Origin of the sequence: Salinicola endophyticus (assembly GCF_040536835.1) — a bacterium.
Classification (GTDB): Bacteria; Pseudomonadota; Gammaproteobacteria; order Pseudomonadales; family Halomonadaceae; genus Salinicola; species Salinicola endophyticus_A.
This window is the reverse complement of record NZ_CP159578.1, coordinates 654,451-678,412: the sequence shown is the minus strand read 5'-3', so window position 1 is coordinate 678,412 and position 23,962 is coordinate 654,451. Positions and strand designations below refer to the sequence as shown.

The window sequence follows — 23,962 nt, the reverse complement described above, 5'->3', positions numbered from 1 at the left end:
GCCACGCAACCCGCTGCACTCAGCCGACTGCCCGCAGCGCGCGGTCGAGCCGCTCCCAGCCGGCCAGCGCGGTCATCCCGGTGGGCATCACCCCGAGCACGTCGCTGAACACCTCCAGTGAGATCGGCCCGGCATAGCCGGTGCGCGCCAGCGCGGCGATGAAACGCTCGACCTCGAGCTCCCCCTCGCCGGGGAAGGCACGCCGGTGGCGACTCACCGTCTGCAGGTCCTCGCGCAGCGGCGCCGGCGCGTCGGCCAGCTGCACCAGCCCGATCCGTGATGCCGGCAGCCCGGCCAGAGTCTCCAGCTCCAGCCCCAGGGCCAGCACGTGGTAGCTGTCGAGCACCAGCGACAGCGCCGGATGGTCGGCCAGTCTGACCACCTCCCACGCCTGGCGATAGTCGTTGACATGCCGGCCCCAGCACAACGCCTCATAGGCGATGGTCATGCCGCGCGTGGCCGCCCGTTCGGCCAGCTCGCCCAGGCTGTCGGCCGCCGCCGTCAGCTCGGGGCGCGCCTCGGTCAGCGTGGTGCTGGCCGCCAGCAGCTGCGTGCCACCCAGGTCGGCAAGCGTGTCGAAGTGGCGCTCGGCGCGTTCGAGCATGCGCCGGTGCGCCTCTCCGCTGAGCCCTTCGGCGTCGCGGAACGGCTGCAGGGCGACCACCGTGAGCCCGAGATCGTGGCAGTGTTCGCCGATCCGCCGCGCGCTGTGGGTGTCGCGCTGCAGATCCTCGGCGAAGATCTCGACGCCGCCGAAACCGGCCCGAGCGATCGCCTCCAGCCGGCTCATCAGTTCGCCGCTCAGACACAGCGTGGCCATGGCACGCATGCACTCTCCTCCCGTGACAGCTATTTCCGGTATGACGCAGGGCCTCCGCCAGTGACACCGCCGGCGCCCAGGCTATCAGCGTAGCCGCTAGCGCGGACGAGGGCTTGGAGGTGGGCGCGGTTCGCCCCCTGGGGGCTGATATACTGCCCGCCGCCTCGTGTCCGTACTGCCCAGGAGCCCCGCATGTCCCCTGCTCGTCCGTCGCTGGCGTGGCGTCACGCCGTCGCCGCGCTCGCCGTTGTCGTCATCTTCACGCTGCTGCTGGGCGCGGGCCTTGCGCCGCTGACCCGGGCGACCATGGTGGTGGGCTTGGGGATCGGCCTGTGGGCCACCGGGTGGCTGCCGCAGTGGCTCACCGCGCTGGTGTTCTTCACCCTGTGCATGGCGGCCAAGGTCACCCCCGCGGCGGTGGCCTTCTCGGGCTTCGAGTCGGCGGCGACCTGGCTGGTGTTCTCGGGCATGGTGATCGGCGCGGCGATCAATCACACCGGGCTGGGCGAGCGCGCGGCCATCCGGCTCGGCCCCTATCTCGCTTCGGGCTATCCGCAGGCGGTGTTCGGTATCGGCCTCGCCGCACTGCTGGCATCGTTCGTGATGCCCTCCTCGATGGGGCGCATCCTGCTGCTGACGCCGATCATGCTGACCCTGGTCGAACGCCTGGGCTACGCGCCCGGTGACCCGGCACGCAGCGGCTTTCTGCTCAGCGGCATCATGTCGAGCTTTCTGCCCGCCTTCGCCATCCTCCCGGCCAACGTGCCCAACAACGTGCTGATGGGCACCAGCGAGGCGGTGCTCGGCTTCTCGCCCAGCTACGGTCACTACTTCCTGCTCCACTTCCCGGTGCTGGGCCTGCTCAAGTGGCTACTGCTGCTGGGGCTGATCCTGCGCTTGTTCCCCGCCGCCGCACCGGGTCCGCATCAGGCGTCATCGGCACCACCGACAGCCCCCGAGGGACGCCCCAATCTGATCATGATAGGGCTGCTGGCATTCGCCGTGGTGATGTGGATGACCGACGCCTGGCACGGTATCTCGCCGGCCTGGATCGGCATGCTGGTAGCGCTGGTATGCCTCTACCCCGGTAGCGGCCTGCTGCCGCCCAAGCCGCTGGCGCAGATGAACCTGGAGCCGTTTCTGTATGTCGCCGGTATCGTCAGCCTCGGCGCCCTGGCCCACGCCAGCGGCGTCGGCGCCGCGCTCGCCGGCTACCTGCTGAACGTGCTGCCGCTGGCCCCCGGCGCGGATGCCGGCAACTTCGGCTGGCTCGCCGGTCTCTCCACGCTGCTGGGGATGCTGGCGACGCTGCCGGGCATTCCCGCGGTGATGACCCCGCTGACACCGCAGCTGGCCGAGGTCACCGGCTGGTCGCCCCAGGCGGCGGTGATGATCCAGGTGCTCGGCTTCTCGACCATCGTGCTGCCGTATCAGTCGCCGCCGCTGATCGTCGGCCTGCTCGCCGCCCGGGTGAATCTGCGCCACGCCATTCGCGTCACGCTGCCGCTGGCGCTGATCACCGTCGTGCTGCTGTGGCCGCTGGACTATCTTTGGTGGCGGTGGCTGGGCGCTTTCTGACGGCGCTGACCCAACTGCACGCGGCTGCATCCAGGCGCCGCCAGCCTGCGTAAGCGCTTTCGAGGCTCGGCGAACGGCCGGCCAGCGCGAGTGATGCGCCAGAACAGGGAGAACCCGCGATGCTGATCAAGATTACCCGCCCCGGCGACCTGCGCGAGTCGAACGTCACCCCCGAGTCGGTCTACCTGTCGCGCAGGCGCTTTCTCGGCGGCCTGGCCGGGGTAGGCGCGGGCCTGGCGCTCTCCGGGCGCGCGCTGGCAGCGCCCGCGGACTACGCCGACGTGCCCGCCGGTGACCCGCCCGCCTGGCTCGCCGGCGAGATCGAGCGCGCCAAATGGGATGCGGTGGTACCCCAGGACCCCAAGCTGGACAAGCTCACCCCCTACCAGGACGCCTCGGCCTACAACAACTTCTACGAGTTCGGCACCGGCAAGGGCGACCCGTCGAAGCGCGCCGGCTCGCTCACCACCCAGCCGTGGAGCGTGGTGATCGACGGCGAAGTCGACAACGGCGGACGCGTGGCGCTGGAGGACCTGATCACCCCGTCGCGGCTCGAAGAGCGCATCTATCGCCTGCGCTGCGTCGAGGCGTGGTCGATGGTGATCCCGTGGCTGGGGATTCCGCTGGGCGACGTGATCGCCCGCGCCAAGCCCACCGCCAAGGCCAAGTACGTGCGCTTCGAGACCCTGGTGCGCCCCCAGGAGATGCCGGGGCAGGACTCCGCCTTTGCGCTGATCGACTGGCCCTATACCGAGGGTCTGCGTCTGGACGAGGCGATGCATCCGCTGACGCTGCTCGGGGTAGGCATGTACGGGCGCGAGCTGCCCAACCAGAACGGCGCCCCGCTGCGCCTGGTGGTGCCCTGGAAGTACGGCTTCAAGAGCATCAAATCGATCGTGCGCATCTCGCTGGTGAGCGAGCAGCCGGTCAACTCGTGGCAGGCGATCGCCCCCGACGAGTACGGCTTCTATGCCAACGTCAATCCCCAGGTCGACCACCCGCGCTGGAGCCAGGCCACCGAACGGCGCCTGCCCAATAGCCTGTTCAACCCAAACATCATCGATACCCGGATGTTCAACGGCTACGCCGACCAGGTGGCGAGTTTGTATAGCGGCATGGACCTGAGGAAGCAGTTCTGATGGCCTCATCGCGCTCTACGCTGACGCTGTGGCGCGTCGCGGTCTTCTGTCTGGCCCTGACGCCGCTGCTCTACTGGAGCTATCAGGTCGCGCTCAATGCCGCCGGCCCGGAGCCTGGGCGCTACCTGCTGCTCAATATCGGCCAGGGCACACTGTGGATGCTGTTCGCCACCCTGAGCCTGACCCCGCTCAGCAAACTCACCCGCTGGAAGGGCTTCGCCCTGATCCGACGCCAGCTGGGGCTGTGGACCCTGGCCTACGCGGTGGCTCACCTGCTCTGCTATGCGCTGTTCATTCTCGGCCTCGACCTCAGCAGGCTGGGCAGCGAGATCGTCCGCCGCCCCTATATCATCGTCGGTATGCTGGCGCTGCTGGGCCTGGTGGCGCTGGGGGTGACCTCCAACCGGGCCTCGATGCGCAAGCTCGGCAAGCGCTGGAAGACACTGCACAAGGTCGTCTACCTGGTGCTGGCGCTGGGCCTGCTGCACTTCTTCTGGGTGGTGCGTGCCGACCTCGGCGAGTGGAGCCTGTATGCCGCGATCGGCGCCGGCCTAATGCTGCTGCGCCTGCCGCCGGTTTCACGCCAGCTGCCCCGGTTGCGCCAGCAGATCAAGCGCGAGCACCGCCAGCCTGGCTGAGCCACCGGCCGCCGGCACGGCATTGCCCGGCGGCCGCGCTTGAGGCACGCTGCGCCCAGGTGTCAGTGGATTCCCGAACCCTCCATGCCCAGCGTCGATATCACGCTCTCTCTCAGCCTCGACCAGTGCCGAAGCTACTACGCCGGCGCGGTGGAGAGCATCCAGACCTACACCCTCGATGGGCGGCGGGTGCGCTTTCCTGCCCGCGCCCTGCATCGCCTGGTGAGCCATGACGGCGTGCACGGCCACTTTCGGCTGTATTTCGATGGGCATGGGCGTTTCACCGCCATCGTGCCGCTGGACGCCATGCGGCGCTAGCCGATTCGGAACGCGGGCCAATAAAAAAAGCCGACCTGCCCTGAGGGCCAGCCGGCTTTTTCGCGTCGAGCGCTACGCGGGCGCGTGGATTAGCCCACCCACACCCGCGCATTTCGGAACAGCCGCATCCAGGCGCCGTCCTGGGTCCAGTCGGCCGGCCGCCAGGAGTTGGTGACCGCACGCGCGACCCGCTCCGGGTGGGGCATCATGATGGTGACGCGCCCGTCCGGCGTGGTCAGCCCGGTCACCCCGGAGGGCGAGCCGTTGGGGTTGGCCGGGTAGCGGGTGGTCACCTGGCCGTCGTTGTCGACGTAGCGCAGCGCGATCTGACCGCTGCCCTGCATGCCGCGCAGATGGCTGCTGTCGGCGAACAGCGCCCGGCCTTCGCCGTGGGCCACCGCCACCGGCAGGGTCGAACCGGCCATGCCGGCGAACAGGATCGAGGGGGTCTGCTCGACCTTGACCATCGACACGCGCGCCTCGAACTGCTCGGAGTGATTGCGCACGAAGCGCGGCCAGCGCTCGGCCCCGGGGATCAGCTCCTTGAGCTGCGAGAACATCTGGCAGCCGTTGCACACGCCGAGCCCGAAGGTGTCCTCGCGGGCGAAGAAGGCGGCGAACTGATCACGCGCCCGCGGGTTGTAGAGCGCCGACTTGGCCCAGCCACCGCCGGCGCCGAGCACGTCGCCGTAGGAGAAGCCGCCACAGCCGACCAGTCCTTTCATGTCGTCGAGGGTAATGCGCCCGGCGAGGATGTCGCTCATGTGCACGTCGACCGCCTCGAAGCCGGCGCGGTCGAAGGCCGCCGCCATCTCGACGTGGCCGTTGACCCCCTGCTCGCGCAGGATGGCGACCCGCGGGCGCACGCCCTGGTTGATGAAGGGCGCGGCGACATCGTCGTCGACGTCGAAGGTGGGGTTGGCGGAGAGCCCCGGATCGCGCAGGTTGAGCAGGCCGTCGAACTCGCTCTTGGCGCTCTCCGGGTTGTCGCGCAGCGCCTGCAGGCGGTAGCTGGTCTCCGCCCAGGTGCGCTGGGCCATGGCCCGGGTGGTCTCGAGCAGTGGCTCTTCGAACAGTGTGATGCGCACCTGATCGTCGTAGCGCGGGCGCGCGATCACGCCGCAGGTGTCGATACCCGCAGCGGCGAACTGCGCCAGCACGAACTCGGTATCGCGGCGGTTGACCTGGATCACCGCCCCCAGCTCCTCGGCGAACAGCGCGTCCACCGCACCCACCGCGTCGTCGGTGAGCCAGTCGAGCTTGATCTCCAGCCCGCCGTGGCCGGCAAAGGCCATCTCCAGCAGGGTCACGATCAGCCCGCCATCGCTGCGGTCGTGATAGGCCAGCAGCTTGCCGTCGGCGTTGAGGCCCTGGATGACGTTGAAGAACGCCACCAGATCCTCGGCCTCGTCGAGATCCGGGCAGACGTTGCCGACCTGACCGTAGACCTGGGCCAGCGCCGAGCCGCCGAGGCGGTTCTGGCCGCGACCCAGATCGATCAGGATCAGATCGCTCTCGTCCTGGTCGAGACGCAGCTGCGGGGTCAGCGTCGCCAGCGCATCGGTGACCGGGGCGAAGCCGGTGATATCCAGCGTCAGCGGCGCGGTGACGCTCTTGTCTTCGTCATCGGCCTGCCAGGCGGTGCGCATCGACATCGAGTCCTTGCCCACCGGCACGGCGATGCCCAGGGCCGGGCACAGCTCCATACCCACGGCATGCACGGCATCGTAGAGCGCCTGGTTCTCGCCGACATGGTCGGCGGCGCTCATCCAGTTGGCGGAGAGCTTGACGTCGGAGAGCGCAGCGATCGGCGCCGCTGCCAGGTTGGTGATGGTCTCGGCCACCGCCAGACGGGCGCTCGCCGCCGGATCGATCAGCGCCACCGGCGGACGCTCGCCGGTGGCCATCGCCTCTCCGGCGTGGGTGTCGAAGCTGGCGGTGGTGACCGCGCAGTCGGCCACCGGCACCTGCCACGGCCCGACCATCTGGTCGCGTGCCACCAGGCCGGTGATCGAGCGGTCGCCGATGGTGATCAGAAAGCTCTTCGAGGCCACCGTGGGCAGCCGCAGCACCCGGTCCAGCGCTTCGCGCAGGTCGAGGTTGTCGAGCCCCAGGCCGGGCAGGTTGAGCGTGTGACGCTCGAAGCTGCGCTGCATCTTGGGCGGCTTGCCGAACAGCACGCTCATCGGCAGATCCACCGGGTCGGCCTCGAACTGGCCGTCGCGCACGCTCAGATGGTGCGCCTCGGTGGCCTCGCCGACCACCGCGTAGGGGCAGCGCTCACGCTGGCAGATGGCATCGAAAACCTCGAGCTGCTCCGGCGTCACAGCCAGCACATAGCGCTCCTGGGCCTCGTTGCACCAGATCTCCAGCGGGCTCATGCCGGGCTCGGCGTTGGGCACCGCGCGCAGATCGAACAGCCCGCCGCGGCCGCCATCCTTGACCAGCTCCGGCAGCGCATTGGAGAGCCCGCCGGCGCCGACGTCGTGGATGAAGGCAATAGGGTTGGCTTCGTTCAAGGCCCAGCAGCGGTCGATCACCTCCTGGGCGCGGCGCTCGATCTCGGGGTTGTCGCGCTGCACCGAGGCGAAGTCGAGATCCTCACTGGAGGAACCCGAGGCCATCGACGACGCCGCACCGCCGCCGAGGCCGATCAGCATCGCCGGCCCGCCCATCACGATCAGCTTGGCGCCGACAGGGATCTCGCCCTTGAGCACGTGGGCGTCACGCACGTTGCCGTAGCCGCCGGCCAGCATCACCGGCTTGTGGTAACCGCGACGCTCGATACCCGCCGCCCCCACGGCGTCGAGCTCGAAGGTACGGAAGAAGCCGTTGAGGTTGGGGCGGCCGAACTCGTTGTTGAACGCCGCGCCGCCGATCGGCCCCTCGAGCATGATGTCGAGCGCCGACTGGATGCGCTCGGGCTTGCCGTAGTCGAAGGCTTCCCACGGCTGCACGAACTCGGGGATGCGCAGGTTGGAGACGGTGAAGCCGGTCAGCCCAGCCTTGGGCTTGCCGCCGCGGCCGGTGGCGCCCTCGTCGCGGATCTCGCCGCCGGCACCCGTGGCCGCGCCCGGGTGCGGGGCGATCGCGGTGGGGTGATTGTGGGTCTCCACCTTCATCAGAATGTGGATCGGCTCCTGGGTCGCGGCGTAGACCTGGGTCTCGGGCGCCGGGAAGAAGCGTCCGGCGCGGCTGCCCTCGATGATCGCGGCGTTGTCGCTGTAGGCCGAGAGCACCTTGTCGCTGGACTGCTCGAAGGTGTTCTTGATCATCTTGAACAGCGAGTGGCTCTGCGCCTCGCCGTCGATCACCCAGTCGGCATTGAAGATCTTGTGACGGCAGTGCTCGGAGTTGGCCTGGGCGAACATCATCAGTTCGACGTCGGTCGGGTTGCGCCCGAGCTCGCCGAAGGCCGTGACCAGGTAGTCGATCTCGTCGTCGGCCAGGGCCAGCCCCAGCTCGCCGTTGGCGGCGGCCAGCGCCGGGCGCCCGCCGCCGATCACGTCGACCGTGGCCAGCGGCACCGGCGCCTGCTGCGAGAACAGCTTGGCGGCATCGCTGGCGTCCTGCAGCACGCTCTCGGTCATGCGATCGTGCAGACACGCGACCAGCGCGGCGAAGGCCTCGGCCTGGGGCGCCTGGCGGAAGGTCACGCGATAGTCGATACCGCGCTCGAGCCGGGCGACCTGGGTCAGGCCGCAGTTGTGCGCGATATCGGTGGCCTTGGACGACCACGGCGAGATGGTGCCGATCCGCGGCACCACCAGAAAGCGGTGGCCGTGCGCCGCGGCGTCGTTGCCCGCCGGCGCATCGCGCTCCGCCAGCGTGCCATGACCATAGTCGAGCAGCCGCTCGAGCGTGTCGCGGGCGGCGGCGTCGAGATCGCCGCGATGGTCGACGAAGTGGACATAGTGGGCTTCGAGGGTCTCGACTTCGGGCACCGCGTCGCGCAGGTCGGCGAGCAGCTTGGCGTGACGGAATGCAGATAGCGCGGGAGCGCCTTGCAATTCGAGCATGGCGAGGAAAGCCTCCAGGACGGTCAGGGATCGCGTGGCTGTCTGAGCGCGGATCGATCGGGCGAATCGGGGCAGCGCGGCCGAATCAGGGCGCCATGATACTGGAAAGCGGCGCCGCTCGCTAAGCCCGCACCGCGGGCGACGCCCAAAGCGCACACAGCGTGGCAAGCCTCTTGATTAGCGCCCGTCGAAGTCTCCGCCAGGAGATGACATCGGCGCCGCGGGCGGCTATGGTGTGGCGTCATGCCGTGACCGATCCCTCCCGCATGCTCCATCTCTCAAAGCGCCTGCGTGCTGCGTTGACGGTACTGCTGGCCATGGCCACCCTGCTGTGTCCCGCCGAGCTGCTGCCACGCCTGGGCGACGGACTCGATTCGATCCGTCAGCGCGACTTCCTGCAGGTCGCCACCCGCAATGGCCCGATCACGTTCTATCAGGGCGGCCATGGGCCGACCGGCTTCGAGTACGAGCTGGTACGGCGCTTCGCCCATTCGCTGGGGGTCAGCCTGGCGGTCAAGAACGATAGCCGCATCAATGACGTGCTCGACGATGTGCGCCAGGGCGAGGCCGACCTCGGCGCTGCGGCGCTGACCCTCGATCAGCGCCGCAGCGGGCTGCGCTACAGCCAGCCGATCCTGACCCTGCAGCCGCTGGTGGTCTATCGCCGAGGGCTGCCGCCGGTGCGCAGTCTCGACGATCTGCTCAACCTGCGGATCGGGGTGATCGCCGGCTCCGGCAACGCCGCGGCGCTGCGCGCCCAGCAGCAGAACCTGCCCGGGCTGGGCTGGCGCGAGGCCGACGACCTGGCCATCGCCGACCTGCTGGAGATGGTCGAGCGCGATGATCTCGACGCCGCGGTGGTCTATACCCATCAGTTCAAGCTCAACCGGCTGTTCTTCCCCAACGTCGAGCGCGGTTTTACGCTGGGCAAGCCGCTGACACTGGTCTGGGCCTTCTCCGCCAGCCAGCCGCTGGCCCTGCAGCAAGCGGCCAACCGCTTCATCGCCGCACAGCGGCGTAGTGGCGATCTCGACGAGCTGATCGGACGCTACTTCGGCCACGACGACTATCTCGAATACGTCGGCGCACGCCTGTTCATTCGCCATGTCCGCAACCGCCTGCCGCGTTTCGTGCCCTATTTCAAGGAAGCCGCGCGGGATACCGGCTTCGACTGGCGTCTGCTCGCCGCGCTGGGTTATCAGGAGTCTCACTGGAAGCCGGATGCCACTTCGCCCACCGGGGTGCGCGGCCTGATGATGCTGACCCGCCCCACCGCCGACGAGATCGGCATCGACAACCGCCTGGACCCGCGTCAGAGCGTCGACGGCGGCGCGCGCTACCTGCGCCACGTACGCGACCGCCTGGACGCCTCGATCCCTGAGCCCGACCGCACCTGGATGGCACTGGCGGCCTATAACGTGGGGCTTGGCCACCTCTTCGATGCCCGTGATATCGCCGCCCAGCGCGGCGGCGACCCTGACCGCTGGCTCGACGTGCGCGAGGCGCTGCCGCTACTGCAGCAGCGCGAGTGGTATTCGCAAGCCAACCATGGGTATGCTCGGGGCGGGGAGCCGGTGATCTACGTGCGTAACGTGCGCCGCTATTACGAAATATTGAAGTACGTCAATCGCAGCCAGCAGCAGTTCGATCAGTTGGGCCAGCGCACCTTGGACAGCGACACCATGACCCCGCTGGAAATCGTCACGCCCCTGATGTAAGTCGTGGCCGGTGCAGCCACGAACTCTGTGGCTGCGCCTCGAGGAGCCGTCGATCGCCTATGCCCTTGGTGTCCAGTCTCATGCTCTACCTGAGCCTGCCGTTCATCGTCTGGACACTCTGGTCGGGCGAAGATCCTGCCCAGCGCTGGGTGCTGGCGCCGCTGCTGGGCCTGCTGGCGCTGGGTCAGTGGTTCACCTGGCAGCGCTGGCTCATTCTCAGCCGCTGGCTGCTGATTCCCACCGCGCTGGTGACACTCGGCGCGCTCGCCAGCTTCATGCTCAGCGAGAACTGGGTCGCCACCAGCACCTGGCAGGGCTGGGTCGACCATCTGCCGGGTGGCTTGACCCTCTACCAGGTGCGTCCCTCGCCGCTGGCGCTGGCCGCGCTGTTCACGCTGATACTCAACCTGCTGCTGCTCAGCCGGCTGGGGCTGGGTTCGCCGGCACTGCTGCTGCTCGTCGCCGGCTGCACCGCGCTATTGAGCGCGCGCACACTGCTGCCCGACCCGCCCCATGCGAGCGCGCTGATCGGGGCACCGCCGGCGCTGCTGGCGGCGCTCTGGCTGCTCTGGGGGGGCCAGCTGGCACACCTGGTGGAACCATTGCTGCGTTACTGGCAGCGTATTCTGCCGCCGCTGGCGATCGCCGGTGCGATCATGCTGGTCGTGCTGTTCGGCTGGCAGCAGCAGCGCCAGAACGACAATGACCGGCTGTTCGCCCAGATCGCCAATGACGGCGACCGCATCGCCACTCTGCTCGCCACGGAGACCGATGCCCATCTCAAGGCGATGCGCCGCTTCGCCAGCTTCTGGGACATGCTCGGGCAGATTCCCACACGCTCCGAGTGGGAGCGCCAGGCCAAGCGCTATTACGAGGATTTCGGTTACTTCCGCAACATCGCCTTCATCGATCGCGACGGCGAGGTGCTGCGCATCTATCCCATGCGCGGCAATCAGGCCCTGCTCGGGATCAACCTCTACCGCCGCCAGCTCGAGACCAACGCAGTGCTCGACCGGCCGCTGGTCTACGGCATCGAGGGGCAGACCGGGATCATCGACTTCCTCCAGGGGGGGCGCGGCGTGATCAGCTATCTGCCGGTGCGCAATATCGTCGATGGTGAGCTGCTGGGGGCGGTGGGTATGGTGGTCAGTGTCGACAACCTGCTCAAGTCGCTGCTGCGCAAGAACTACAGCAGCGATCGCGCGATCATGGTGCTCGACCACCAGCAGGTCTATTTCCACGGCGGCCCATTGGCCAACCTCTCGGACTGGCGCTACCAGCGCCCGGTGCGGGTCGGCGCCGATACGCTGACGCTCAGCGTGCAGCCCGATCTCGATCTGCTGCTGCGTCAGCGCGATCGGGTGCCAGAGATCACGCTGGTGTTCGGCCTGGTGCTCGCCTACCTGGTCTACATGGTGCTCTACGTCTATCGCCGGCTGGCCCAGCAGCATCGTCTCGCCAGCCAGGCCAACGACTCGCTGCGCCACGAGATCGCCCAGCGCGAGCGGCTGCAGAGCGAGATCGAGTGGTTGGCGCGCCACGATGAACTGACCCAGCTGCCCAACCGGCGTCACCTGATGACCTGGCTGGACGAGCACCAACAGGCGCTGCCGCTGGCGCTGATGATCTGCGATCTGGACCACTTCAAGCGCGTCAACGACCACTTCGGCCATCTCGCCGGCGACCGCTATCTGGCCACCGTAGCGGCGTGCTGCCGTGACCCGATCGAGGCCGCCGGCGGTATCTTCGCACGCTACGGCGGCGAGGAGTTCGTCGCCTGCGTGCCCGGTTGCGACCGCCAGCAGGCGCAGCGTCTGGCCGAGTCGCTGCGCCTCGCGGTGGCCGACACCGAGCTGGTCCAACCCGACGGCCAGCCGGTGACGCTGAGCATCGGCGTCAGCGTGGCGAGCGGCGGCACCCTGCAGCGCGAGGCGCTGTTCCAGGCCGCCGACGAGTCGCTCTATCGAGCCAAGCAGAAAGGCCGCGACCGGGTCGAGATGGACGGCCTGGCGCTATGAATCGCCCGCCCGACGGGCCTGGAAGAAGCCCTTGAGCAGGCGCCGCGCCGGCGCCGCCAGCACACCACCGCGGACCTCGATACGGTGGTTGAACCAGGGCTGGGCGAACAGGTTGGCGCGCGACTCGGCCATGCCGCCCTTGGGCTCGGCGGCGGCATAGACCAGACGCGCCAGGCGCGCGTGGATCATCGCCCCGGTGCACATCAGGCACGGCTCCAGGGTGACGTACAGGCTGCAGCCGTCCAGGCGGTAGTTGGCCTGCGTGAGGCTGGCATCACGCAGCGCCTGGACCTCGGCATGGGCGGTGGGGTCGTGGCTGGCGATGGGGCGATTGTAGCCGCGCCCGATCAACTCGCCGGCGGCATCGACCACCACCGCGCCGATCGGCACCTCGCCCGCCGCCAGCGCCAGTTGCGCCTGCTCCAGCGCCCGATGCATGTAGAATTCGTCACTCTGGGTCATGCGCTGCCCGCTCGTTGGATCGCCCTCGGCGCGCGCCCGGGCGGGCACGTCAGCCGTCATTACCGTTGCCACCGTTTTGGTCGATACCGCCACTAGTTCGATCAAAACTGCCACTACTACTGCACGCAAGGATACGCGAATGAGCCAAGCGTTGGATGATCTCGTCGCCCTGCTGGGTCTCGAGGCTCTCGAAGAGAACCTGTTCCGCGGCCAGAGTCAGGATCTGGGCCTGCCCCAGCTGTTCGGTGGCCAGGCGCTGGGACAGTCTGCCGCCGCCGCCACCCGCACCGTGCCCGAGGATCGCTACCTGCACTCGCTGCACGGCTACTTCCTGCGCCGCGGCGACGCCGCGCTGCCGGTAGTCTACTCGGTCGATCGCGTGCGCGACGGCGGCAGCTTCACCACCCGCCGCGTCACCGCGATCCAGAAAGGCCAGCCGATCTTCTTCTGCAGCGCCTCGTTCCAGGGGCGTGAGGAGGGCATCCACCATCAGCCGAGCGCCCCCGAGATCGACCATCCCGAGGCGCTGCTGGCGCGTGGCGAGGCGGTACATCAGCGCTTTCGCAATCACCCGGTGGAGTTCATCACCGTCGAGGAGCGCCATGATTGCCCGCCGTCACGGATGATCTGGTTCCGTCTCGCCGGTGGGCAGCTGCCCGCCGACCCGGCCCTGCACCGCTATCTGCTCGCCTACGGTTCGGACTTCAATCTGCTGCTGACCAGCCTGCTGCCCCACGACGTGACCCTGGGCGACCCGCGGTTGCGCATCGCCAGCCTCGATCACGCGCTGTGGATCCATGAGGACCCCAAGCTCGATGACTGGCTGCTCTACGTGATGGAGAGCCCCTGGGCGGGTGGCGCCCGCGGTTTTGCCCGCGGCAGCTTCTACGACACCCAGGGGCGTCTGATCGCCTCCACCGCGCAAGAGGGCATGGTGCGGGTCGGCGGAGACTAAAGCGCCGCTCGGCCGAACGCAAAAGCGCGCGCCCCGAAGGCCGCGCGCTTGGCACGCTCACGCTATCCGAGTACGGGTCGCGTGGCAGCTCTGGGCTGAGGCCAGAGCCAGGACTAGAGCCAGGCGATCAGGCCGCCTCGGCATCCTTGAGCGAGGCCATGTCGATGACGAAGCGGTACTTGACGTCACCTTTCTGCATGCGCTCCCACGCCTCGTTGATCTGATCGATATTGATCATCTCGACGTCGCAGGTGATGCCGTGCTCGGCGCAGAAATCGAGCACTTCCTGGGTTTCCGGCATGCCCCCGATCAGCGAACCCGCGAGCACACGGCGACGGAACACCAGGTTGGCACCGGAGATCGCCGGGTCGATCGGCTCCAGCAGCCCCACCAGGATGTGCGTGCCGTCCGGCTTGAGCGCTTCCAGGTAAGGGTTGATGTCGTGCTGCACCGGCACCGTGTCGAGCATGAAGTCGAAGGTCTCGGCGACCGCCTGCATCTCGTCGTCGCTGGTGGAGATGACCACGTGGTCGGCGCCCTGCTTCTTGGCCTCGGCCTTCTTCGACTCGGAGCGGGTGAACAGGGTCACCTCGGCACCCAGCGCCTTGGCCAGCTTGACGCCCATGTGGCCCAGGCCACCCATCCCGATCACGCCGACCTTGTCACCCGGCTTGACGCCATAGTGCTTGAGCGGCGAGTAGGTGGTGATGCCGGCACACAGGATCGGCGCCGCGGACTTCAGGTCGATGCCGTCGGGCATGCGCACCACGAAGCGCTCGCTGACCACTACCTTGTCCGAATAGCCGCCCTGGGTCAGGGTGCCGTCGTGCTTGTCGGGGCTGCCGTAGGTCATCACGAAACCTTCGGCGCAGTAGTTCTCCAGACCGTCCTGGCACGCCTTGCACTCGCGGCAGGAGTCGACCATGCAGCCGACGCCGACCAGATCACCGACCTGGTACTGACTGACATCGTCGCCCACGGCGGTGACGCGCCCCACGATCTCGTGGCCCGGGATCACCGGATAGGAGGCCATGCCCCAGTCGTCGCGGGCGAAGTGAAGATCGCTGTGACAGACGCCGCAGTAGAGGATTTCGATGGAGACGTCATCGGGGCGCGGGGCACGGCGCTCGAAGTTCCACAGCTGCAGCGGGGTGCTGTCGGAGTGGGCGGCATAGCCTTTGGCCGAGATCTTATCGCTCATGGGAAAGCTCCTTTTCCGGGGTCGCTCTCGACCCGTGAATAACGGCGCAAAGTGTGGTCCATCATGCGCCGCGCCGCCATGCTCGATTCTGCCGAAGGTCTGCCAGATTCTGCTTAAGGAAAGCCGATTTTGGCACACCAGTGGTAACAATCGTGCACAATACCCCGAAACCTAACTACACTTAACCCTCCGGAAAACCATTGCTCGGTTCGCCGGGCCAGCAGATACCGCAGCGCAGGGGACTCGCCGATGCTCGACACACGCTCACCACTGCTCGATCGCGCGCCCGCCGCACCGGCCGGCGCCACGCCAAGCGAGGCGGTCTCCGCGCGCCGGCTGGCCGAGGCGATCACACCGCTGGTCAGCGGCGAAGGGTTCATCGATACCGCGGTGGAGGGGGTACGTCTGATCGCCTCACGCTGTAGCTGTGCGCGCACGCCGCTGATCTACGAACCGGGCATCTTCGTCATCGCCCAGGGCGACAAGATCGGCTATCTGGGCGAGCGCGTGATCCACTACGGGCCGGGCAACTATCTGGTCCAGGCGCTGCCGATGCCGTTCGAGTGCGAAACGCGCACCCCGGAGAACGCGCCGATGCTGGGGATCAATATCGCCTTCGATCCGCTCACCCTCAGCGAGCTGGTGCAGCAGCTTCCCGCCCCGGGGCGCGAACTCGGCGACCCGGCACCGATGGCAGCGGTGGCGCTGGATGCAACCATGGAAGCGTGCGTGCTGCGCCTGGTCGACTGTCTCGGCGACGCCACCGAGAGCCGGGTGCTCGGCCCGGGGCGCGTCAGGGAGGTGCTGTTCGCCGCGCTGCGCGGGCCCCAAGGCGCCTCGCTGCGTCAGTTGGTGCAGCGTCAGGGGCAGTACGCGCGGATCATCGACGCCCTGACCTACCTGCACCGCCACTTCGCCAGCGCGCTGACGGTGGAGGCTTTGGCCGCCCAGGCCAACATGAGCCCATCGCACTTCCATCATCACTTCAAGCGCACCACGCAGCAGTCGCCGCTGCAGTATCTCAAGCGTCTGCGCCTGCTCAAGGCGCGGGCGCTGCTCGCTCAGCAGCGCATGAACGTGGCCCGCGCCGCCAGCGAGGTGGGCTATCGCAGCACGTCCCAGTTCAGCCGCGAGTACAAGCGCTACTTCGGTATCAGCCCCTCCCGCGGGTAAGCCGCGGGCCGGGGTCAGAGGCCCATCAATCCGCGTATCAGGTAGTAGCCGCCGACCACAGTGACGATCCAGCGCGTCCAGGTGCGGAAGCCGCTGTCGCTCAGCCGGGTCAGGACCAGATTACCGCTGCGCGTGCCGAGAAAGGCGAGCGGCAGCCCCAGCAGCACCCAGCCCCACTCGCCCGCGCCCATGGCGACAGCGGCCTGCCAGTAGAAGACGATTTTTAGCGAGTGCGCGATCACCTGGATCGACGCCTTGCTCGCGACCACCGTGCGGCGGTCGAGATGGGTACGAATGAAGCCGATATCGATGGTCGGCCCCGACACCCCCACGGCGATGGTCAGGCCACCGGAGACCACGCCGCAGAGCACCGCGTGCCCGGGGCGTGAAACATCCAGATGAAACCAGCGCTTGGGGATCCACACCAGCACCGGCATCAGCCCGAGCACGATCAGCACCACCGTCTCGCTGGGGTGGTAGCGCACCAGCGCCAGCGCCAGCGCGGCGATCACCACCCCGATGGCAATACCGCCGACGATGCGCCAGTCGATGAAGTGGCGCGACAGCCACGCCCGCGAGGCGTTGGCTGAGAGCTGGATCACCCCGTGCACGGCGATCGCCGTGGCCGCCGGCAGCCAGGCGAGCAGAAAGCCGAGCAGGATCAGCCCGCCGGCCATGCCGAACACACCGGAGAGCACCGAGGTGGCGAAGACCACGCCCAGGAACAGCAGAGAAATGGGTAGGGTCATGCAGGGTCTATACTCCCAAATGATAGGAACCACTGCATAAATGCCTGCACGAGCGAATGGCTATGTTGCGCGGTACTCGAAGACTCGCCTAACCCCATGTTATGTCTCGCCTTCTGCGTTCCGTGCGCCTTGCCCTTCATCTCGTTCGGCGATTTATTCAGCGCTTCCATAGTCCTGCCCCGGCCCGGCCTCGCGCGCCGGCAGTTGTTCACTGAACTGAAGGATGATCCGCATGCCCTGCCCCACCCGCTCGCAGCACCCGCTTTGCCGCTTCCCGCTGGCGTCGCTGGCCATCGCCCTGACGGCCTCGCTGGCACTGACCGCACTGCCCGCCCAGGCCTCGAGCCCCGCGGCCTGGGAAGATCAGACCCGCGATGTGATCGCCCAGTGCACGGACGCCAGTCAGTTCCCGGACGCCGAACCGGCCGGCGCGCCGGTGCTGTTCGACGACGAGGCCGGCACCACCGCCCTGCTGCTGCAGGGCCATTACCCTCAGCAGCACATGAACGGCCGCGCGGGGCAGGAGCTCTGCCTCTACCTGCGCGCCAGCCAGGAGGTCTTCATCGCCCCGGCCGACAAGCTCACCGCGGGCCCGGACGCTCTGCCCGACGCGCCGACGGATACCGCTGACGACACCAGCAAGAGCGATGGGGCCGGGAGCAACGACACGGCAACCGACGATGCCGCGACCGAAACATCCGGCGCCCCTGACAAGGCGCCCTGAGAGGCCCGCACAGGAGCGCTATCCGTGTGAACTCAGCAGGCGCTGGTAGAACGCCAGATCGAGCCAGCGCTCGAACTTGTAGCCCACCTCGCGCACGGTGCCGGCGTGGCTGAAGCCGAGGCGCTCGTGCAGCGCGATGCTGGCGACATTGGTGGCGTCGATGCCGCCGATCATGCTGTGGTAGCCCTGCGCCTCGGCGCGCGCGATCAGCGCCTCCATCAGGCAGCGCGCCACGCCGCGCCCGCGATAGTCGCGATCGACGTAGACCGAGTGCTCGACGCAGTAGCGGAAAGCGGCGTGGGGCCGGAACGGGCCGTAGGTGGCAAAGCCCATCAGCCGGCCGCTGGCATCGTCGCACACGCCGAGGATCGGCCAGTCACTGGCGTGCTTGGTCTGAAACCACTGCGCGACGACATCCAGCGTGCGCGGCTGATACTCGTAGAGCGCGGTGGTATTGAGAATGGCATCGTTGAAGATCGTCATCACGGCGTCGCCGTGGGCATCGAACTGGCACTCGATCGGGGTCATGCGGACACTCGTTCCCATCATCGTTATTGGATAGACGCACCACCGGGGTCAGTAGAGTGCCGTCGCCTGCAGCGTGGCCAGCGGACGCTCGCGGCTATCTTCCAGCACCAGCCGATCACCGCTGCGCGCCAAATGCCGGGTGCGCGAGAGCACATCGAGCCAGTCCTGCTCCTGTGCCTGCAGCGGGCCGCTGCAGGCGCGGCGGGTGGTGCCCAGGGCCGAGAAGCTCAGCGCGTCATCGGTGTGCTGGTAGCGCCCCATCAAGCGATTGCAGCCGGTCGAGCCGCGCACGTGGCCGGCGGCGTTGAACACCAGATGCGCCTCGCGCTGCTGGTCACCCACCACCGCCGCCTCGCCACCGAGGCTATCCAGACGCCAGTAAGTGCCCACCAGCGGCTCGCTGGGCGCGGTACGCCCGGCACAGGCGGTGAGCAGACCGGTCAAGCCGACGAGGGCAAGCCCCGCCAGGGCGAAACGCAGAGACTTGGGCAGCGTGAACATGGCTAGAGACCTCAGGCGACGGATAGGACGGCGCGCCGCCTCGACGGCACGCCAATCAAAGAGGTCATCTTCGCCCGATTCGGCCAGTGTCGACAACTCGTGCCCCGTGCGGGTGTCGACAAATCAGGCCCCGAGTCCGGCGTGACCGCCGGGGTCGGCCGGCGTTACGCCCGTGGCCCTTCAGTGGCGCTCGATCATCGCCGTCAGATCCTCGGCGATCAGCGGCAGGCTCTCGCGCCAGGAGAGATAGGGGGTGGAGGCGGTGCCGTTGATCAGCACCGCGAAGCTGCCCCAGCGCCCCTCGCGGGTGCGGAAGTAGCCAGCGACGGCGCGCACCGTGACCGGCTCGTTGAGAGTCCCGGTCTTGAGCATCACGTGATCCTGGAACACCTCGCTGCCGCGGCGGATGAAGTGCATCGGCCCGTTGGTCGGCACCTGCATGCCGGCGACGAAGGTGGGGAACAGCGAGGCGTTGGCGTACATCGCCGCCAGTAGCGCATCCACGCTGCGCGCCGAGACGCGGTTCTCCGGGGTCAGGCCGCTGCCGCTCTTCAGCGTCGCCGCACCGTGCCCGGGCAGACCGGCGGCGAAGCGCTGGAGCATCGCCCCGGCGTCCGCCAGCTGCTGCTGAGAACCGACGGTGAGATCCATCGCCAGGGTGTCGGCCATGAAGTTGTTGGAGTAGTTGAGGGTGCGCAGCAACAGCTCCTGCAGCGGCTTGCCCTCGACCGCGGCGAGCTGCGCGGCGGTCACCGGCGGCGGCTGCTGGCTCACCGCATAGCCGCGGCTCACCGCCACCCCGGACTGCTGCAGCAGCGCCAGCAGCGTCTGGCCGGTCTGGTCGGCGGGGTCGGAGCTGGCCTTGTAGATCGCCTGGGGGAAGCTGTCGGCCGGGATCTGGCCACTGACCTTGAGCGTATCGCCCTGGCTGTCGGTGACCCGCGCGGCGGAGAGGCTCAGCGAGCCGTTGGCGGCGACCGTACGCACCTGGTTGTCGACACGCAGGGTCGGCGTCACCGTATCGCAGCTGGTGATCCGCGCCGGCTGCCCCACCGCCCCCGGTGCCACCGTGGCGCACCAGCTACCGTAGTTGATCGCCGCCGACGACAGCAGCGCGCTGTAGGCATTGGAGCCCCGGGTGCGCGTCTCGCAGCGGTCGGTGGTGGTGCAACGCACCGGCCCGAAGCGCCACTGGCTGATCACCAACTGGCCGTCGACCCGCTTGACGCCGCTCTCGCGCAGCTTCTGGATCAGCCGCCACAGCTCCTCGGAGGTGAGCGCCGGATCGCCGCCGCCCTCGAGTACCAGGTCACCATGCAGGGTGCCGCTGGGGTCGACGCTGCCGACCGAGACGAAACGGGTGGTGAAGCGGTGCTGCGGGCCCCAGCGGTCGAGCGCTGCGGCCGCGGTGTAGAGCTTGGTCACCGACGCCGGCGACAGCGCCCGGTCGGGGTCGAGCGCCCCGAGCACCTCGCCACTGCCCAGCAGACGCGCCTGGGCGCTGATCGCAAAGCCCTTGTCGGCGAGCTGGGCGACATGGTCGAAACCCGCCGCCTGTGCGGCCAGGGAGAGCGTGGAGAGCGAGACCAGACATGACGCCAGAAAACCGCGATACAACGCTTGCCGCATGATGAGAACGTCCGCACTGAGTGAAAGAAAAAGGAGGTGAAGCATCAGTCAAAACCGATGCACCGAGACTAGTCGAGATCGACCGCGTAGCGCCACAGCGTCTGGCCACTCTCGGCATACTTGCGCTCGAACGGGGTCAGGAACGTCTCCCCGGGGTTGAACGCGCCCCACTCACCGCGCCGGTCGCACAGCGTCTCTACCGCCAGCGCGAACTCCTCGACGTAGATCGCCCAGTTGGAGCGCAGCTCCAGGCTCCCGCCCAGCGCGACCAGGGTGGGAAAGACCGGATGGCCGTGCCAGCGCTTCTTGAGCTGGGCGCTCTTGGGATAGGGGTTGGGATAGAGCAGGTAGTGGCGCGCCGGGCGCCAGCCGGTCTCTTGGGCCAGGCGCCAGAAGTCGACCAGGTCGGCGCGTACCAGCAGCGCATTGGCCGGCAGCTCGCCATGATCGCGGGAGAGACGCTGCTCGCTGCGGTCGACGCCGATCACCGCGTGGTCGGGGTGGGTCAGCGCCAGGCGCCGGGTGGAGAGCCCCACGCCGCAGCCGGCATCGAGGAGCAGCGGCTTGCCAGTGGCAGCGAGCCAGACCGCGGCGCGTTCGAAGGCGTCGCGGGTGTGCTGGGCCGGCGGGCGCTGCCAGACGCTGGCGCGGGCACGCGCGACGCGACGCGCGAGGTCGCGATGGGGTCCACTCTGATTGCTGACGATGGCGCGCGAAGACGATTGCATGGCAGAAACACTGACGCTCGGAAAGACCTGCCAGTCTAACAGCCCTAAAGCCTGCGATCTCGCCACGCTAACCGCCCCCTCACCGTGGTGGCCGCGGCGCGGCATGACGACACGCACGCGCGGGTGTATCATCCCAGCCCACATTCAGCCAATCTTGGCAATACGCCCTTCGAAGGCAGGCGCGGTTCACCGTGTTTCGTCGATTCCCGCAATCGGCACGCGCCCTGTCGGGAGACGCCCTTTCTCGTCGCTGCGTCACTCCCTGTCTCGAAGAGCCCGATTGCCCCCAACGCTCACGAGGGACGTGGCTTGTCACATTTACCGGTGATCGTCGGCATGGGCGGCGTCAATGCCGCGGGAAGGACCTCCGGGCACCACGCCTACCGCCGCACGATTCTCGAAGCCCTGCCAGAGACGGCACAGACCCAGACCCTGGTGGCCCTGGCCGCACTCATGCGCCTGGTCACCCGCAGCGCGGACGGCGGCTGGGAGAGCGCCGAGGGTGAAGCCCTCGACGCCTCCCAGATCGTCGCCCGCTATCGCGAGCACATCCTCGCCCACACCCTGATCCGCCGCATCGAGGACGATGCCTTCGGCGCCGCGGGTATCCCCGGCAACCGCGAACTGGCGATGACCTTCGCCGAGCCGGTGCGCTTCACCACCTCGCGCCGGCAGCTACCGCAGCCGCTGCCGGCGGGCTGGGAAGTGCGCGAGATCGACCGTCACACGGTCGAGGTCGCGGTGCCCGCGGGGGCGCTGCAGGCGCTGCTGCCGGAGCGCCGCCAGGCCGCCGTGCGCGCCGCCGGCCAGCTACCGCTGGGCTTTGCCCCGGATACCTTCTATCGCAGCGTGCACCATCCGCGCGGGCTGTCGATGGCGATCTTCGGCGTCAGCGACTGTCTCGGCCAGAGCGGTCTCGACTGGGAGCGCGTGCGCGGCCAGCTCGACCCCGATGCCATCGCGGTCTACGCCGGCAACTCCATCGGCCAGCTCGACGACGCCGGCTGGGGCGGCATGCTCAAGAGCTTCGTCACCGGCAGCCGTACCACCTCGAAGCAGATGCCGCTGGGCTACGGCCAGATGCCGGCCGACTTCCTCAACGCCTACGTGCTCGGTAGCGTGGGCGCCACCGGTGCGATCCAGGGCGCCTGCGCGACCTTCCTCTATAACCTGCGTCTCGGGGTCGAGGATATCCGCCAGGGCCGCCGCCGCATGGTGATGGTCGGCACCAGCGACGCCCCGGTGACCCCCGAGATCATCGAGGGCTTCCGCGCCATGAGCGCGCTGGCCGACGACCAGAGCCTGATGGCGCTGGATGCGCTGGAGCTGCTCACCGACGCCGACTACCAGCGCGCCTGCCGGCCGTTCGCGCGCAACTGCGGCTTCACCATCGCCGAGGCGTCGCAGTTCGTGCTGCTGATGGACGACTCGCTGGCGCTGGAGACCGGCGCCCAGATCCTCGGCGCGGTGCCGGAAGTCCACGTCAATGCCGACGGCTGGAAGCGTTCGATCTCGGCCCCGGGCATCGGCAACTACATCACCCTGGGCAAGTCGGTCGCCCTGGCGCGCTCGATTCTCGGCGACGACAGCGTGCGCCAGCGCACCTATCTGCACGCCCACGGCACCAGCACACCCAAGAACCGCACCACCGAGTCGCACATCTTCGACCAGGTGGCGCGCGCCAACGGCATCGAGAACTGGCCGGTGGCGGCGATAAAGGCGTTCATCGGCCACTCCCAGGGCAGCGCCGCGGGGGACCAGATCGCCAGTGCTCTGGGGACGTTCGCCCACGGCTACATCCCGGGTATTCCGACCCTGGATGCGGTGGCCGACGACGTCTTCGCCGAGCGCCTGCGCTTCTTCCGCGAGCCGCTGGCGTTCGAGGCCGACGCCAGCTTCATCAACGCCAAGGGTTTCGGCGGCAACAATGCCACCGGACTGCTACTCTCGCCGGCAGTGACCGAGCGTCTGCTGGTCAAGCGTCACGGCCAGCGCGCAGTGGACGCCTGGCGCGGGCGCCGCGAGCAGGCGCTGGCCGCCTCGGAGCAGTATCGCGAAGCCGCCGACAGCGGCCGCTTCGAGGTGATCTATCGCTTCGGCGAGGGCGTGCTCGAGGGCCCCGAGCTGGAAGTGGGGGCCGAGGCCATCCACATCCCCGGCTATGCCCAGCCGGTATCGCTCAAGGCCGACAACCCCTTCGGCTCGCTCGAGTGACGCAAGCGAGCGATAAGGCGGCAACCGCCAGGAGAGTGAGCGCATGAACACCGTGGTCTATCCCGGCACCTTCGACCCCATCACCAACGGCCATCGTGATCTGATCCAGCGCGCCGCGCGGATCTTCGACAAGGTGGTGATCGCGGTCGCCGCCAGCCCGCGCAAGCAGCCGGCGCTGGCGCTGGCCGAGCGCGAGGCGCTGGCGCGTGAGGTGGCCGCGGACTGGCCCAATGTCGAGGTGGTGGGTTTCGATGGCCTGCTCACCGAGCTGCTGGCCCGGCTCGACGCGCGCATTCTGCTGCGCGGGGTGCGCGGCGCCACGGATTTCGAGTACGAGCTGCAGCTGGCCAACATGAACCGTGCCCAGTCGCCGGACGTGGAGACGCTGTTTCTGACCCCGGAGATCCAGAACTCCTATCTCTCCTCGACCCTGGTACGCGAGATCGCGCGCCTCGGCGGGGACGTTTCCCAACACGTATCGCCGTGCGTGGTCGACGCACTCCGCCGGCGCTTCGCGACTGACGGCGCCTGAGCGCCGCGAGGAGAGCCACATGGCCCTGATGATCACCGACGAATGCATCAACTGTGACGTCTGCGAGCCGGAGTGTCCCAACGACGCCATCTCGCCCGGCGAAGAGATATACGTCATCGACCCCGCGCGCTGCACCGAGTGCGTCGGCCACTTCGACGAGCCCCAGTGCCAGCAGGTGTGCCCGGTCGACTGCATTCCACTCGACCCCGAGCGCCCGGAGACGCGTGAGCAGTTGATGGAGAAGTACGAGATCATCACCGCCGCCTGAGCGGGTCGCGGTGGCTGCTGCACCAGCGCACTCGTCTTCCCCGCCTGTAA

Annotated in this window: 21 protein-coding genes; 12 read left to right on the top strand and 9 right to left on the bottom strand. The window is 68.3% G+C overall.

Going from position 1 to position 23,962, the window contains the following annotated elements; genetic code table 11:
• Positions 1-19: 19 nt before the first annotated feature.
• A complete protein-coding gene (locus tag ABV408_RS03260; protein ID WP_353981042.1) occupies positions 20-829 on the bottom strand; it encodes a sugar phosphate isomerase/epimerase family protein in 810 nt (269 codons plus the stop codon).
• Positions 830-1,012: 183 nt separating this feature from the next.
• Between ABV408_RS03260 and ABV408_RS03255 the strand changes: the two genes are divergently transcribed.
• The 4 genes from ABV408_RS03255 to ABV408_RS03240 all read left to right on the top strand — a co-directional run bounded on the left by ABV408_RS03255 (position 1,013) and on the right by ABV408_RS03240 (position 4,493).
• A complete protein-coding gene (locus ABV408_RS03255) occupies positions 1,013-2,398 on the top strand; it encodes an SLC13 family permease (RefSeq protein ID WP_353981041.1) in 1,386 nt (461 codons plus the stop codon).
• Positions 2,399-2,517: 119 nt separating this feature from the next.
• Complete coding sequence (msrP, locus tag ABV408_RS03250) at positions 2,518-3,537, top strand: protein-methionine-sulfoxide reductase catalytic subunit MsrP (RefSeq protein ID WP_353981040.1); 1,020 nt, start codon at positions 2,518-2,520, stop codon at positions 3,535-3,537.
• On the top strand, positions 3,537-4,175 hold the full coding sequence (msrQ, locus tag ABV408_RS03245) for a protein-methionine-sulfoxide reductase heme-binding subunit MsrQ (RefSeq protein ID WP_353981039.1): 639 nt from the start codon (positions 3,537-3,539) through the stop codon (positions 4,173-4,175). Before msrP ends, msrQ begins: the two co-directional genes overlap by 1 nt.
• 84 nt (positions 4,176-4,259) lie before the next feature.
• A complete protein-coding gene (locus ABV408_RS03240) occupies positions 4,260-4,493 on the top strand; it encodes a DUF2835 family protein (RefSeq protein WP_353981038.1) in 234 nt (77 codons plus the stop codon).
• An 89-nt stretch (positions 4,494-4,582) separates the two neighbouring features.
• Here ABV408_RS03240 and purL read toward each other — a convergent pair whose 3' ends face one another.
• The gene (purL, locus tag ABV408_RS03235) at positions 4,583-8,512 is read right to left on the bottom strand and encodes a phosphoribosylformylglycinamidine synthase (RefSeq protein ID WP_353981037.1); all 3,930 of its coding nucleotides are present in this window, start codon (positions 8,510-8,512) and stop codon (positions 4,583-4,585) included.
• A gap of 266 nt (positions 8,513-8,778) precedes the next feature.
• On the opposite strand from purL, the gene mltF reads away from it, so the two are divergent.
• Together mltF and ABV408_RS03225 are read left to right on the top strand one after the other, a co-directional pair.
• Complete coding sequence (mltF, locus tag ABV408_RS03230) at positions 8,779-10,230, top strand: membrane-bound lytic murein transglycosylase MltF (RefSeq protein ID WP_353981036.1); 1,452 nt, start codon at positions 8,779-8,781, stop codon at positions 10,228-10,230.
• Between the two features lie 59 nt (positions 10,231-10,289).
• Positions 10,290-12,248: a diguanylate cyclase gene (locus ABV408_RS03225; RefSeq protein ID WP_353981035.1), complete on the top strand. Its 1,959-nt coding sequence runs from the start codon at positions 10,290-10,292 to the stop codon at positions 12,246-12,248.
• Here the strand turns inward: ABV408_RS03225 and tadA are convergent.
• Positions 12,243-12,710: a tRNA adenosine(34) deaminase TadA gene (tadA, locus tag ABV408_RS03220; protein ID WP_353981034.1), complete on the bottom strand. Its 468-nt coding sequence runs from the start codon at positions 12,708-12,710 to the stop codon at positions 12,243-12,245. The two genes, ABV408_RS03225 and tadA, sit on opposite strands and share 6 nt — an antisense overlap.
• 139 nt (positions 12,711-12,849) lie before the next feature.
• Here tadA and ABV408_RS03215 point away from each other — a divergent pair, with 139 nt between their 5' ends.
• Positions 12,850-13,665 carry an acyl-CoA thioesterase II gene (locus ABV408_RS03215; protein ID WP_353981033.1) on the top strand — a complete coding sequence of 272 codons (816 nt, stop codon included), beginning with the start codon at positions 12,850-12,852 and terminating at the stop codon, positions 13,663-13,665.
• A 127-nt stretch (positions 13,666-13,792) separates the two neighbouring features.
• Here ABV408_RS03215 and ABV408_RS03210 read toward each other — a convergent pair whose 3' ends face one another.
• Positions 13,793-14,866 carry an NAD(P)-dependent alcohol dehydrogenase gene (locus tag ABV408_RS03210; protein WP_353981032.1) on the bottom strand — a complete coding sequence of 358 codons (1,074 nt, stop codon included), beginning with the start codon at positions 14,864-14,866 and terminating at the stop codon, positions 13,793-13,795.
• Between the two features lie 249 nt (positions 14,867-15,115).
• Here ABV408_RS03210 and ABV408_RS03205 point away from each other — a divergent pair, with 249 nt between their 5' ends.
• A complete protein-coding gene (locus ABV408_RS03205) occupies positions 15,116-16,039 on the top strand; it encodes an AraC family transcriptional regulator (RefSeq protein WP_353981031.1) in 924 nt (307 codons plus the stop codon).
• Positions 16,040-16,053: 14 nt separating this feature from the next.
• Here the strand turns inward: ABV408_RS03205 and ABV408_RS03200 are convergent, their stop codons facing one another.
• On the bottom strand, positions 16,054-16,788 hold the full coding sequence (locus ABV408_RS03200; protein ID WP_353981030.1) for a TSUP family transporter: 735 nt from the start codon (positions 16,786-16,788) through the stop codon (positions 16,054-16,056).
• 232 nt (positions 16,789-17,020) lie between these two features.
• Here ABV408_RS03200 and ABV408_RS03195 point away from each other — a divergent pair, with 232 nt between their 5' ends.
• Positions 17,021-17,512, top strand: a complete 492-nt coding sequence (locus ABV408_RS03195) for a hypothetical protein (RefSeq protein WP_353981029.1) — start codon at positions 17,021-17,023, stop codon at positions 17,510-17,512.
• Positions 17,513-17,530: 18 nt separating this feature from the next.
• Here ABV408_RS03195 and ABV408_RS03190 read toward each other — a convergent pair whose 3' ends face one another.
• The 4 genes from ABV408_RS03190 to ABV408_RS03175 form a co-directional block, all read right to left on the bottom strand.
• Positions 17,531-18,040: an N-acetyltransferase family protein gene (locus ABV408_RS03190; RefSeq protein ID WP_353981028.1), complete on the bottom strand. Its 510-nt coding sequence runs from the start codon at positions 18,038-18,040 to the stop codon at positions 17,531-17,533.
• Positions 18,041-18,088: 48 nt separating this feature from the next.
• The gene (locus ABV408_RS03185) at positions 18,089-18,541 is read right to left on the bottom strand and encodes an META domain-containing protein (RefSeq protein ID WP_353981027.1); all 453 of its coding nucleotides are present in this window, start codon (positions 18,539-18,541) and stop codon (positions 18,089-18,091) included.
• Positions 18,542-18,721: 180 nt separating this feature from the next.
• Positions 18,722-20,170 (bottom strand): D-alanyl-D-alanine carboxypeptidase/D-alanyl-D-alanine-endopeptidase, encoded by a 1,449-nt coding sequence (gene dacB / locus ABV408_RS03180; RefSeq protein ID WP_353981026.1) that lies wholly within the window; start codon positions 20,168-20,170, stop codon positions 18,722-18,724.
• Positions 20,171-20,238: 68 nt separating this feature from the next.
• On the bottom strand, positions 20,239-20,898 hold the full coding sequence (locus tag ABV408_RS03175) for an SAM-dependent methyltransferase (protein WP_353981025.1): 660 nt from the start codon (positions 20,896-20,898) through the stop codon (positions 20,239-20,241).
• Positions 20,899-21,234: 336 nt separating this feature from the next.
• Between ABV408_RS03175 and ABV408_RS03170 the strand changes: the two genes are divergently transcribed.
• From ABV408_RS03170 to ABV408_RS03160, 3 genes are read left to right on the top strand one after another with little or no spacing between them, the layout of a single operon-like run.
• On the top strand, positions 21,235-23,112 hold the full coding sequence (locus ABV408_RS03170; RefSeq protein WP_353982197.1) for a beta-ketoacyl synthase N-terminal-like domain-containing protein: 1,878 nt from the start codon (positions 21,235-21,237) through the stop codon (positions 23,110-23,112).
• 43 nt (positions 23,113-23,155) lie between these two features.
• Positions 23,156-23,644: a pantetheine-phosphate adenylyltransferase gene (gene coaD, locus ABV408_RS03165; RefSeq protein WP_106418659.1), complete on the top strand. Its 489-nt coding sequence runs from the start codon at positions 23,156-23,158 to the stop codon at positions 23,642-23,644.
• Complete coding sequence (locus tag ABV408_RS03160) at positions 23,631-23,912, top strand: YfhL family 4Fe-4S dicluster ferredoxin (protein ID WP_405049937.1); 282 nt, start codon at positions 23,631-23,633, stop codon at positions 23,910-23,912. Before coaD ends, ABV408_RS03160 begins: the two co-directional genes overlap by 14 nt.
• The last annotated feature ends 50 nt before the right edge of the window (positions 23,913-23,962 follow it).